This window comes from Candidatus Latescibacterota bacterium (genome assembly GCA_019038625.1).
GTDB lineage: Bacteria > Krumholzibacteriota > Krumholzibacteriia > Krumholzibacteriales > Krumholzibacteriaceae > JAGLYV01.
Genome location: JAHOYU010000031.1, coordinates 45483 through 55532 on the forward strand (window position 1 = coordinate 45483; position 10050 = coordinate 55532).

At 51.9% G+C, this 10050-nt stretch carries 6 protein-coding genes; 4 read left to right on the forward strand and 2 right to left on the reverse strand.

The annotated features are described in order from the left end of the window. The first annotated feature begins 14 nt into the window (after nucleotides 1–14). Nucleotides 15–2954 carry a M6 family metalloprotease domain-containing protein gene (locus KOO63_02305; GenBank protein ID MBU8920669.1) on the forward strand — a complete coding sequence of 980 codons (2940 nt, stop codon included), beginning with the start codon at nucleotides 15–17 and terminating at the stop codon, nucleotides 2952–2954. An 11-nt stretch (nucleotides 2955–2965) separates the two neighbouring features. Here KOO63_02305 and KOO63_02310 read toward each other — a convergent pair whose 3' ends face one another. After that, on the reverse strand, nucleotides 2966–3598 hold the full coding sequence (locus KOO63_02310; protein MBU8920670.1) for a hypothetical protein: 633 nt from the start codon (nucleotides 3596–3598) through the stop codon (nucleotides 2966–2968). 139 nt (nucleotides 3599–3737) lie between these two features. Here KOO63_02310 and KOO63_02315 point away from each other — a divergent pair, with 139 nt between their 5' ends. Continuing rightward, nucleotides 3738–4472, forward strand: a complete 735-nt coding sequence (locus tag KOO63_02315; protein MBU8920671.1) for a metal-dependent transcriptional regulator — start codon at nucleotides 3738–3740, stop codon at nucleotides 4470–4472. A 20-nt stretch (nucleotides 4473–4492) separates the two neighbouring features. After that, on the forward strand, nucleotides 4493–6592 hold the full coding sequence (feoB, locus tag KOO63_02320; GenBank protein ID MBU8920672.1) for a ferrous iron transport protein B: 2100 nt from the start codon (nucleotides 4493–4495) through the stop codon (nucleotides 6590–6592). Between the two features lie 15 nt (nucleotides 6593–6607). On the opposite strand, the gene KOO63_02325 is transcribed toward feoB, so the two are convergent. Continuing rightward, nucleotides 6608–9328: an isoamylase early set domain-containing protein gene (locus KOO63_02325; protein MBU8920673.1), complete on the reverse strand. Its 2721-nt coding sequence runs from the start codon at nucleotides 9326–9328 to the stop codon at nucleotides 6608–6610. A 112-nt stretch (nucleotides 9329–9440) separates the two neighbouring features. On the opposite strand from KOO63_02325, the gene KOO63_02330 reads away from it, so the two are divergent. Further along, nucleotides 9441–10050: enoyl-CoA hydratase/isomerase family protein (locus KOO63_02330; GenBank protein ID MBU8920674.1), on the forward strand; the 610-nt coding region annotated here is incomplete at its 3' end.

The following is a 10050-nucleotide window of genomic DNA, read 5'->3' on the forward strand; positions in this document are numbered from 1 at the left end:
GCAGCGGTGATCTTTTGAGAAGGTTTATTACAGCAGCGGAATCGATGGTCGTCCGTACCGTGGTTGCGCTGCTTTTTTTCTATCCCTTTATTACAGGCCGGTCCATATCCAGTCAGGACCTTTCCCATGACAGGAAAGATATCGGATCCTTGCGATCGGTGCGTATTCCCACCGTATCGCCCAGGCCGGGGATCATGCCTCCCGAGGACAGGGGCATGGTCATAAGGCCGTTTCATAGTGTCGCCGGAAAGACCGGGAAGAAAGGCCGTTTTCGGTATGGCAGCAGATGGCTGGATGAGAAAACAAGTCGGGCGGAGAGTGTCCGGATGCCGTTTGCCCCGGGAAGGATTCCTGTTCCCGGTGGGGTACCAGTAAAGGCGGAGGTGACTGGCAACAGGGCGGCAGTCACCGGTTCGCTGAGGGTGCTTGTCGCTGCCGGGCTCTACAGCGATTTCGATGGGCAGCCTGAGGACCTCGACATGTTGCAGCAGGAACTCTTCGACGGTCCCTGGTATCCCGGCACGATGACCGAATACTGGGACGAGGTCTCCTCCGGTATGCTGGACGTCACTGGAGACGTGCGCGGATGGGTGGAACTCGAGCAGATCGAGGACTATTATACAGGTGGACTCCTCAATTGGGGGATAATTATAGGCACTTCCCACACAGATGAAATGATTGAGGAGATAGTGGCGGCCCTGGACGATTCGATCGATTACGGCGAATACGACAACGACGGCCCCGACGGGATACCTAACTCCGGTGACGATGACGGTTATGTAGATATACTGGTGATAGTCCACCCGACGCTTGGCGCCGAATGTTTCTATGGCTACCATATGGTCTCGCATTCGTTCCAGTACTCTTCATGGAAGGATGACCTGCAGCCTCTTGCCACTTCCGATCCAGCGGCTAATGGGGGGACGATACTGATAGACGACTACAATATCGCCCCGACTGTCTCGTGTGAGGGGGGGCTGATAGAGATCGGCGTATTCTGCCACGAGTTCGGCCACTTTCTCGGACTGCCCGATCTTTATGATATCTTCGGGAGAAGTGGAATAGGGCACTGGGGTCTGATGGGAACAGGTAACTGGAACATCCCCGAATCACCCTCACATATATGCGGCTGGTCGAAGCATCAGCTCGGCTGGGTAGAGGCGGTCGATATAGGGTGGGCCCCGGAACAGATCGATCTGGAACCGGTGGAGAAGGGTGGATCTGTCGTAAGGATGGCCCTTCCGACCGAGCGGTTTCGCAGAAGAGAGAATCTTGCTCCGATCACCGGCTGGTCACTGATCTGCGGGTACACGGCGGCTGAGGCGGATGCCCGTGGATACAGATATGATGGTGGTTATGGAAACATGTGGTCCGAATCTATGGCTCATGAATTCGAGATAGACGATTCACGTCCGGTGACCCTGAATTACAGCATCGGTACCGACCTCGAGGACGGATACGATTTTGCATATGTCGTCATTGAACTATATGGAAGCGTCGATACGCTCGCTGCCTATACTGGCAGGGTGGACCCGGTAGCTGAGCAGTTGATCCTTGACGGGTTCCTGCCCACGGGAGGCTGCGGATTCAGGATCCGTTTTGTCCTCCAGAGCGATTACGATATCAGCGATGAGGACGGGGGATTCGATTCCCTCGAAGGGTGGGCGCTGCATGTCGACGATATCTCGCTCAGCGGGGGAGGCCTTGATTATATCACCGACCTGGAGGATGACGCCGGCGGCTGGTATTGCGACAGTGAACCGGCCGAATATTTCCTGGTCGAAAGACGGGTTCGGAAAGGGAGCGATTCGGAGCTGATACAGGAGGGCCTGCTCATCTATCACGCGGAGAACAGTATCGTATATGGCGAGAACGGAAACTCCGGTGGTGATCTGAACGCTCAGGCCCGCGGGGTGGTCCTGGAAGAGGCGGACGGAGAATACGATATGATCGAGTATAATAATCCGATAAATTTCGGTGATGACAGCGATCCATTTCCGGGCTCAACGGGGAACACCGTATTCGGCACGTCATCGATACCTTCAAGCAGGAGCAACAGCAATTCGGCGACTCCCGCCTCTATCACCTCGATCACTTCTTCCGGGGGGATATTCTCGGCCGGAAGATTTCCGATCGAAGTGAATGGATCTTCTCCCCCACAGATCGTGAAGACGGCCGTGGATTCGTTTACTCTCGATATTTCTGGAGCGAATATAGAAAGAGGTGGGACATGCTCTCTTTCCGGTGCCTTCGGAGTGGTCGAAGCGTACGATCTCATCTGGCTGGGCAGGAACAGGGTCCTGGCTTCGTTCAGATCGATAGCCCTCCTTTCTGAAGATTATGACCTTGTCGTGACCGGAGGCGACGGGCAGACCGGTATACTGACGGGAGCACTCGAAGTAGAATCGGTCTTTGAAGATATAGAGGTTATTCCGGGAAGAAGTTTTATTACATTATCGTGGACAGTCGGGGTGACCGAAGGACTCCGGGGGTGCCTCCTATACCGGAAAAACGGCTCGGGGGAATATCTGCCGGTCTCTCCCGACACGATCAGGGGATTGTCAGGCTCTTTCACATTTGCTGACAGCAGCGTTGTCTCCGGTATTTCGTACCGCTACATGATCGAAGGGAATTTCGGAAATACATCGGAGTATCTCGAGGCTCCCGGACTGTGGTCGATAACTGCCGAACCGTTCACTCTTGACAATGCGAGGCCCAATCCGTTCAGCAGCTCTACGACTATTACATTATTCGTTCCTGAGCGTGGAAATGTGACGACGGATATCTATGATGTCGCAGGCAGAAAGGTGTCGAGGATAGACGAGAGGGAATACAACCGGGGGACGCATACTATCGGGTGGGAACCCGGAATGGAGATCTCTTCCGGGGTGTATTTCTGCGTCATAAGGTACGGTGGCCACATGAAAACGATAAAACTTGTCCTGCTCCGCTAGGTGAGAACTCCCTAGAACGTATACGCGATACCCAGTGAGAAATTGAAATGGGTGAACTGCACTTTTTCGAGCAGCACATCCTGACGGTCGAAACTGTACTTGTTGTAATCGTATGGCGCGAACAGGACATCGGCGCCGGCTTCGATCACCATCTCCTTCCAGATATACCTGCTTGCTCCCATTCCAAGAACAAAATAGAAGGTAGTCTGTGAAGGCCTGAATGTACGCGCGCGCTCCGGCGTCGCAGTCACCGGGTTGGCAGACATGAGTCCCAGGCCGACTCTGGCAAATGGTCTGTAAGGAAGAAAGTGTGTGGCGAAGACCATCATCCCCATCTGTCCGTTAAAGCAGGTCACGCTGTTACCTTCACTTGTGCCTGACTGCAACCCGAGCCTGTTTTCCAGGTAGATGTTTCCTGACAACTCGTACCTGAGAGCCAGGTCCATGCCGGCGGCGCCATCCATTCCCCAGTATTCATCGTCCAGGATGGTGTATGTAGCAAGAATTGCCGAGCTGAGCCTTCGTGATACTTCTGCGTGCCCGTTTTGTGGAATTGATGTGACAGCCAGGAGGACTAAAGAAAAGACAACCACAAATCCAGCCATTTTCACCGACAGGGGGCCGGAAAATGTCTTTTGAGCCAAGATGTCTCCTTTCTTTTTGATACCGAGACCATTTAACATTTAAATATAATGCTCGTTTCGATCATTTAAAAGAAATATTGAATTTAATTCCAGTTTTTACAATACTTAGCCTGTTTCGAAGTCAAAGCGGAGGTGAGTCTTGAATGACAAGAATAGATGTATCCTGGGCGCTAACAGGATCTGCATCCATGATCCGACCGATGAGATCCTTGAGGCCGTATGGGTACTTGGTGAAAAGGGTCTTAAGACCGGTTATGACGAGATCATCGAGAGAGACAGGCGTGGGGTAATATCAAGGCAGTTGATCGATCTGGTCTCGAGCCAGGGATGGCTGGTGGAAAATGACGGCATTTTCAGATTCACCGACACTGGAAAAGAACGGGGTAAGGATGTCATAAGACGGCATCGGCTGGCGGAAAGATTGTTGACCGATGTTCTCAATGTCAGCAATGAAAGTGAAATGGAAACTGATGCCTGCCGATTCGAGCATGTTCTTTCACCGGAAGTCACCGACCATATATGTGTCCTTCTCGGGCATCCAAGGACATGTCCTCACGGGAATGCCATTCCGATGGGAAAGTGTTGCATTACATCGGAAAGGAATGTGGAATCTGCCGTCGTTCCTCTCGACTCGCTGAAATGCGGTGAGACGGGAAGGATCCTGTACATGACTACCAAAAAACATGAGAGACTCGACCGGCTTACTTCGCTGGGCCTGTTTCCCGGCCGACATGTAAGGATCCATCAGAGAGAGCCTCTCTTCGTTATATTCATAGGGGAGACCCAGCTGGCCCTCGACAAGCAAATCGTTAGCGATATTTTTGTGATAAGATCAGACTCCGGAGATACGGAATACGGAACTTCCGGCTCCTGAGCGGCCCGGACTGGAACTGAATGGTACCTGACGATAAAAATAGAGACAAGATTCTCCTGGTCGGCAATCCCAATGTCGGCAAAAGTGTCATCTTCTCATACCTGACTGGTAAATATGTCGTGGTCTCGAACTATCCGGGGACCACGGTGGAAGTCTCGACGGGTCACCATGGATCCAGAAGCGGACCGGAAGTGATCGATACTCCCGGCGTCAACTCTCTCTTCCCCGCAAGCGAGGATGAAAAGGTCACAAGGGATATAATCTTCGCTAATCCCGGCGCCACCGTCGTACAGGTAGTAGACACCAAGAATATCTACAGGGCACTGATGCTTACAACACAACTGGCTGAAGCCGGATGCAGGATAGTGCTTGTCCTGAACATGGTTGACGAGGCCAGGCAGAGAGGTATCCGGATCGATGTAGCCGGACTTTCCGAAATGCTCGGCGTAGAGGTGATCGAGACCGTAGCTGTGGAGAAGCGGGGACTTTCGAAGCTTACTTCACTCATTGATGGTGGAGATGCTCGTGTACCCACTGTCAGTGTCGGGTATTCGAGTTCGATCGAACAGTCGATTACCAGGTCAGTAGCGGATGTGGAAGGACTTGGAAAATACAGCCGCTTCGGAATACTTTCCCACATCACGGGCGACGATGGATATTTCAGGGAAGATCCATCGGTAGATCAGGAAGCGCTACAGGCTTCTTCGATAGACTGCGCGGATCAGGCAGAAAAATATTCCGAGCCTCTTTCGTATATAATCGCGAAAACCAGGAAAAAATCGGTAGACGTGATATTCGAATCGGTCGTCAGGAAGGAGAGGGGACTCCTCAAGACCAGTGCCGGCTGGCTGAGAAGATTTATTCCCGCAATCATCCTTGCGGCTATGGCGGGAGTACTCGATCTCATTTACTCCACAGCGACTCTATCTGAAGCGGGCCTGTATCCGACTCTCTATATCCTGGCTCTTTTTGTTTTCGCAATGGCGCTGGCAGGAAAAAAGAGAATGGACAGGATAACGCTGCACCCGGTGTATGGACTCGCGGTTCTCATGTTGATCATATATATGATTTACAAGCTGGTCGGGGTGTTCGCGGCGGGAACTCTCGTAGACCTGATCGAGACAGGCGTGTTCGCGAAACTGATTCTTCCGGCGCTGGGTAAGATCGCCGGGGATGGTTTTGCGGCGGATCTGCTACTCGGGGAATACGGTCTTGTAAGTATGGGACTGAGCTACTCGATATCGATAGTCTTGCCTATCGTCGTCATATTCTTTCTCGTGTTCGGGATACTGGAGGACACAGGGTATTTCCCGCGTCTCACGGTCCTGACGAACAATGGATTCAAACTCGTTGGTCTCAATGGCAAGGCTACGCTTCCGATCGTATTGGGGTTTGGATGTGTGACCATGGCGATACTGGCAAGCAGGATCCTGGAGACGAAGAGAGAGAGAATGATAGTCATCACTCTTCTCGCGCTCGCGATTCCGTGCAGTGCGCAGTTGGGAGTGATGCTGGCTCTGATGTCCGCAATATCGACAGGAGCTGTAATTACGATATCTTTGATCGTCGTCGGGGAATTCTTCACAGTTGGATATATACTGGGGCGTTATCTGAAGGGTTCCAAGTCAGATTTCATACTGGATCTTCCACCTCTGAGAGTACCCAGAGTCTACAATATAGCGATCAAGACCGGAGCCAGGGCAAGGTGGTTCCTCGTGGAGGCCGTACCATACTTTATGCTGGCCACTCTGATCCTGTTCACTCTGGAGCGGACCGGTGCGATGGTTTTTGTTTATCGGGCTGTCGAGCCTGTCGTCGGAAGGCTTCTCGGACTTCCTGTAGAGACTGCTTCAGTGTTCATCATAGGTTTCTTCAGACGAGATTACGGCGCCGCTGGACTTTTCAGGATGTGGCAGGAAGGGATGCTTACAGGAAATCAGATCGCGGTCGCCCTTACGGTGATGAGTCTTTTTCTCCCATGCCTGGCGAGCCTTATAGTCATGATAAAGGAGGTAGGGACGAAGTACGCGCTCGTGATCTTCTTTTTTGTTCTTGTTCTTGCACTGATGACCGGTGGAGCCCTGAATCTTCTCCTTGGACTGGCCGGGATCTCTTTCTGAGATCCTCCCTTCTGATCACCTGACCGTTATTACCGAGTTCATGCCTCCGAACCCGTCCGGCTCAACGGTGTCGTTCGACGGATCTGTGATCTTGACTTTTCGATCGATCAGGAACTTGTAATGATATGTTCCTTTCACAAGCAGGAGAGTAACGGACCATCTGCCGTCGGATCCTTTGATCATGGGGGTGGCCTGGGGAGCCCAGTTATTGAATTCTCCTATTACCGTAACATCCGCGGCATCGGGGATACTGACGATGAAGCTTGTCTCTCTCGGATGGTCATCATCGCTGACCTTGCCCGAAATGTCGGTGTTGTTTTCAATGGAAGCGAATTGTTCTCCTATCAGACCCGAAAGATCGTTTTTCAGTCCTGGAACGGGAAGCCCGGATTCGTCCATCATGGAAAACGATATCGGTGTAGCCGTGAGGGGCCAGCAGGTGGCCAGAAGAATGGAATTCTTGCCTTTTCTGAGTATAACGGTGCCGTCCCACGAATCACGCCCACTCTCTGATTCCAGAACAGGAGATGAGTTGATCCAGAGAGATACGATATTTCGAGTGTCGACTTTCCACCTTATTTTAGACTGTTTTGCCACGGAAATCACCGTATACAAAAGCATTCCTCTGTCTGCCCCTGCTCCGTACAGATGGTCTGGCATGACACTGCCCTCGTGGTCCATGGCGCCATTGGCGACAGAAGACCATCTCAGTTGCTTACCTTCAGGAGTAAGGTAGCTTGTCGCCAGGTTGTCCTGAAGCTGGACTCCGTCTTCGAGAGCCCAGGTCCTGTTTTTAATCGGGCCCAGATGAAGCCATTCTATCGGGACGATCAATTCATTCTCAAAGAATGCTATCCTGTTTCCACCCAGGGAGACGGAGAGGGAGATTGGATAGGTGCCAGGAGAGATCCCTCCGAGCCTCGCAAAGTGAATCGGCAACTCGGTGATCTCGGCTCCACCTTTTACCAGGAATCTGGCAGGAAGCTCTGGGGAACATTGTATCCCATCAAGGAAGACGCCATCCACTTCGCCCTGTGTACTACCGACACTTCTGTATCTGATGGCGATACTGGCCGCAAGGACTTCGCTGCCTGTGAATTTCCGGCCCTCAGGCATATCGAGAGTCACATCGTATCCAGTAGTAAGTACCAGGCTTTCGTCAAAGTGTATCTCCACACGTTTTCCGTTTGACATGAAATCGATGAACGCTGGTAACTCGATCACTCCTGGAACCGATCCGGGTGGCAGATTGAAAGTCTTCTTCCATCTCCAGGGCGGTGCTCCGGCATCTATCTTGATGGGTGTACCGTCATCTGTCATCTTCCACCTGTTACCAGACATCTGGAAAAGTGCCCGGTCGATTTCGAGATCATGCGAACCGTTTCTTATCGATATTTCAAGTTCTATGCTTTTTCCCAGCGGAACGGCCATATCAGGCATTGCCAGGTCAAACCTTGTCTCTGAATCTTTCATGAATATTTGTGACAGTGTCTGTTTTGCGCGGTTGAGTTCGTCCACGGCCTCGGCCGCGGCAAATGTCGAATGTTTTCTCGTCCTGGGGGAAAGCTTGTTCCACCTCACATCATCGATGATTTTCCAGATCTTTTCGTTCTTATCGAGACGGTTCGAAATGTCGCCGAATCTCAGGAGCAGACTGTTGACCAGTTTCATATTTGAGATATGTTCATCGATCGAAGCGCAGCTCTGCGAAAGGATCTCGTTGAGGTTCTCGACATCGGATACAAGTCCGGACTCAATTTTCTCAGCGAGAAGGTCCTCTCTGCGCATTATATCCATGAACAGAAGCAGGGATGAGATCTTTTCGGCCGGTGGAAAGAGTATGTCTCGAAGGCTTGTGGGGTCGTTCCAGATCGAGGACCATGTTGATGTACTTCCGGCAGGATGTGAACCTGAAGGTGGCCTGTGCACAGGTGATTCAGCCAGGCCTGCAAGTCTTGCGGCCGGGAATCCCTCGATTCCGGACAGCAGAGTGACCACCAGCGGCCTGATAGCTGGATTGTTCCATATGGAGCCGCCTTGTACCCCTGAGCGCATGTTCTCCATACTATGCATCAACCTGTTTGCGATCCTAGTCTTCTCGGCCCGGCTCAGAGAATGGTCTATGGACAGAGGAAGGAGAAGATCCGGGGAATGCCTGATCATATAATTCCCCTCCCTGGAGACAGGGTAGAAACAGCCTCTCGTATGATCGAAGAAAGTCTTTAGAACAGCGGAAGAAAACTGATGTGACCATTTCCTCAGTTCGAGTGCGTCTTCCTGTAATCCGGCCCGTGCTGCGATCATGTGAAGCGCGTGAAGCTCGATGCATCCCAGTGCGTTCAGCGATGGTGAGATATAGACATTACTTTGTTTCTCCCCGTTTCCATCGTTCGGAATGAATCCTTCAGGGGTTATCGCCGTCGATGCGAAACGCCTCATCACAAGGTCGTTTATCCGTGGATAGAAATGTTCCAGATATGCCGGATCGTCTCCGAACAGGTAGAGGGTGGTCGTTGCGAGGACAGGGAATCGTACGACCGGATAGAGGATATGATTCTCCCGTATCACCTCTGGATCGGCTCCGCTTTGAAGAAAACTTGTAAGTTGTTGTTTAACATCATATAACGAATTATTTGCATCCACCCGGCCAGGCGATGACATGGATAGCGATGCAAATACCACAAATAGCATAACTACCTTTAATGTAATGTTGTTATGGGATTGAAGTATTTTCATCTCCAGTTATCTCCATCCAGCTCATAACGGGCCATTGCTCGATCAGGGTAATAAACTATTGACAGCAACGTGTATGCCATCTTTAATTGCGCAGTTGAGAAAGGAGCGGATTATGGCATATGAATGTATAAAACTGGAAAAGGATGGCCGCCTTGCGAGGGTCACGATCAATCGGCCGGATAAACTCAATGCGTTAAATATCAAGACTGTTCTTGAGCTGACCGATGCTTTCACGGAATTGAAGGCAGACGAAACGACGGGAGTCGTGATACTGGGCAGTGAGGGAGGGAAGGCCTTTGCCGCTGGCGCTGATATCTCGGAGCTTCAGAAGCTGGATTTGTTGAGCGGCAAGGAATTTTCCGAGAGGGGCCACAGGTTGTGCAATCTCATTGAGAATCTGGGCAAACCGGTGATCGCCGCTATTCCGGGTTTCGCCCTTGGTGGCGGCTGCGAGATAGCGATGGCCTGCACGCTCAGGGTCGCTTCCGAGAAGGCGAAGCTGGGTCAACCCGAGATCAATCTTGGCACTATCCCCGGCTATGGAGGTACCCAGAGGCTCTCCAGGATCATACCGCGCGGGGTAGCGATGGACCTCGTGCTTACAGGCAGGATAATCGGAGCTGAAGAGGCGAAGCAATTGGGCCTGCTCAACAGGGTAGTCCCTCATGAGGAACTCGAAGCTGCCGTCGACGAACTGGCAGAGCAGCTTCAGAGCAAGCCAC